The 2,641-nt window shown below is 55.9% G+C and carries 2 protein-coding genes and 1 pseudogene; 1 reads left to right on the top strand and 2 read right to left on the bottom strand.

Annotation, left to right across the window (positions count from 1 at the left end; genetic code table 11):
• The first annotated feature begins 645 nt into the window (after positions 1 to 645).
• Positions 646 to 939 carry a hypothetical protein gene (locus tag EOA24_RS33710; RefSeq protein ID WP_127410570.1) on the top strand — a complete coding sequence of 98 codons (294 nt, stop codon included), beginning with the start codon at positions 646 to 648 and terminating at the stop codon, positions 937 to 939.
• Here the strand turns inward: EOA24_RS33710 and EOA24_RS33705 are convergent.
• Together EOA24_RS33705 and EOA24_RS33700 are read right to left on the bottom strand one after the other, a co-directional pair.
• Positions 891 to 1,421, bottom strand: a complete 531-nt coding sequence (locus tag EOA24_RS33705; RefSeq protein WP_127410569.1) for a hypothetical protein — start codon at positions 1,419 to 1,421, stop codon at positions 891 to 893. The two genes, EOA24_RS33710 and EOA24_RS33705, sit on opposite strands and share 49 nt — an antisense overlap.
• A gap of 50 nt (positions 1,422 to 1,471) precedes the next feature.
• Positions 1,472 to 1,708, bottom strand: a pseudogene (locus tag EOA24_RS33700) (IS701 family transposase); the annotation flags it as partial.
• Between the last annotated feature and the right edge of the window lie 933 nt (positions 1,709 to 2,641).

Raw genomic sequence — 2,641 nt, 5'->3', positions numbered from 1 at the left:
CACGTCGGCACCGTGAAGGATGAGCAAGGCACTCTCGGCATCCTGTCGATACGGACGACCGAAGGTATCCTGGATGTTGTCCTGGATGTTCACTCCGCGGACGCCATCGTGAACGCGATCGGCACGATCCGGCCGAAACTGGCGCTTGCCGACAGCTAGAAAATGCCCGGCCGAAACCGGGCAGGAGGTCTTTCTTGGGAGCCGATCGAAGTCGGCCTCGCTAATCTGCGGCCTGATGATGACGTGCGGATGAACCCTCACTGGGCCAGATCTGCCTGTCACCCTGCATCAACCGGTAGTTATCATTCAAACTGGGGATGACCGTCCGCGCCTCTTTGGCTGAATAGAAAGTCACGATGATACTGGCTGCGCCGCGTACGACGCGCTCAAGGCGATACGCTTCTCTGTATGGTCCATTTTCGTCCATGGAACGTCCCCCCGAATGGGGCCATTAGCAAAGGATCATGAACCTTTCGTGAGGCAGTTGGATTGCTTCGCCGAGATTCCCGAGTATCCTGCCGATGCGCATGTGAGCATAAAGTGGCGCCTGGCGACTTGACGAGCCACCACATACAGAACCAGCGTCGGCGTGGCGACCGAAAATGCTGAGGTAAGAGACCGCCATTCCCATAAGGAAACATCGTCATGGCTTCCCATGCCGTTATTGCGTCCCTGCCTGTCACCGGGACCGACCGTACCGTGCTTATCGATGCCGCTAACGCCGCTTTTAAAAGGATTATCGAGCGGATGGAGCCGGCCAATGAGGAACTGACTCGAAGCTATTGGGATGCCGAGGGTTATATCGACAATGAAATCACCGCATCCATGCTGCCGATCTCACTGGACTACGCCGCGTACCTCGTTGATGTATTTCTGATGCCTCATGTCGCTCAACTGGCGGGCGCCGCAGACAACGAGGCTGCTGAGTCTCGGACTTGAACCTCTCCGGCGGCAGTAGGGTCAACCTGCCGCTTGGGGCACTTCGCGATCAATACCGTGACCTTTGCCGCCACCTCTTCAAGGGTGGCGGTGAGACGGTTGATCTGTGAGGCAGTTGCGGACATTTCCGGCCCGTAGCGGGTGACGAGGTATTCGCGATTCCGACTGAGGGACTGAAGGTGTTTGGCTGTCTTCGCACGAAGGCGGAGCCCTGCCGCTGTGGTGTGCTCCGTCCGCGCCGACAGGTCGTGGTGCATCTTTCGGATCTGACTGGGATTGTGCCCGCGGTGGAGCAACAATGCGGTCAGGTAAAGTTCGATCGCGTGGATTGCCGACAATCTGAACGGAGCTCGGGTGAGGGGTTTGCCGGCCCGGCCGAGGGGAAGGAGCTGGTGTGCCGCCTTTCGGTATTCCTCAGCCAGTTCGTGAATCTGCTGCGGAGACGCCAATTCGCCCGGATACTTGCCTTCTTCAATTGCCACTTCCACCGTCCCCTACCGTCTTCGGTAATAAGCATCCCATGCAGCTTGATGTCCGCATCCCACCTGCCCCTTCCGAGAATGGCCTGTTGGCGCCACGGCCCAGGGTCACCCGCAGCCTCGGCGCGCATCCACCCGGTTTTGCGATGCGCATCCCGGAGCAGGCCTTCAAGGAACAGTCCGGCCGAAATCGCCACACGTTCCTGAGGGAAAAGTCTCCTGATCCGCGACTTCACCTCGCGCAGCACCGAGGCCCATATCTCCAGTGTCATTTCAATCGATTCAACCATTGTCAATAACCCCCCTGTGGCCGCCCAGCGCAGAATCGACAAAAACAACTAATTCACCCGTGAAACGCAATTGTAATACTGGCCGGCTCTCCGTTGTTTTTTACCGATAACAGTAATGCCTGAGCGACAATTTGAGCGGCGCACAACTCTCACATTCTCTTGTTCAGGACAAGCTTGACTTAACAACCCATGATTGCCATAACCCCGACGTGGACGAAAATGCAAGCATCGCCGCGAAGGATAAACGAGAAAATCGCAAACAGGGCTCGCGCGATAAAGCTAGATATGTTTAATAAGCGTTGGTTCACAGCGGATCGGTAACCGATAGTCAAGTACCTAATAAACAAAGCAGAAGGTGGCAACCTTATTTTGTAGCGATTACATCATATCCGGACTTCATGTATGCTTGCATGGAGTCCGGAATGGTCAAGTTTGTCACTGAGTAATTCACGCCACCGCAAGAGAGCCCCTCGGACGCTGAAGTGACCACATGACGTGAACTTATCTGTATATCTGTGCAGTCGATCTCTTTTCGAATGCACCAAGCGGTTGCAGAAGAGTACTTCCGAGACAAAGAGAAGAGCTGAGATGACCGGGGGTTCGATGGTGCGCGGCTTGCTAAGATTTATGGTCAACGCAAAGGAGACCTATTCGAAAGGCTCACGCTTGAGACGGCGTTTGTTGATCAACGGGTGAGCATGGCCGATCCCGATGAATTACAGAAAATCCAAGATCGGGCTGCGACGATGACCTGTTCGGAGGGCAGCCTGTCCAGCATTCGCAGAACGCCACTGTGCGTGTGACAAGGTCGTCTAGCGGGGGGCCCATCCGTGGCCGGGCTGGTCGGTCAGTGGCGCTTCGCTCTTGGGACCTCTGCGCCCGTCAATACGGCTTCAGGCCTGCGGTTTGGCAATCACTAATATGGTATTAGTA

The organism is Mesorhizobium sp. M2A.F.Ca.ET.039.01.1.1 (assembly GCF_003998035.1).
Taxonomy (GTDB): Bacteria; Pseudomonadota; Alphaproteobacteria; order Rhizobiales; family Rhizobiaceae; genus Mesorhizobium.
Note: the sequence above shows the minus strand (reverse complement) of the source record. Positions and strands in the feature narration are given on the sequence as shown.

Excerpts from the sequence above, each read along its gene's own strand:
- EOA24_RS33710 (WP_127410570.1), top strand. The coding sequence starts at position 646 with ATGGCTTCCCATGCCGTTATTGCGTCCCTGCCTGTCACCGGGACCGAC.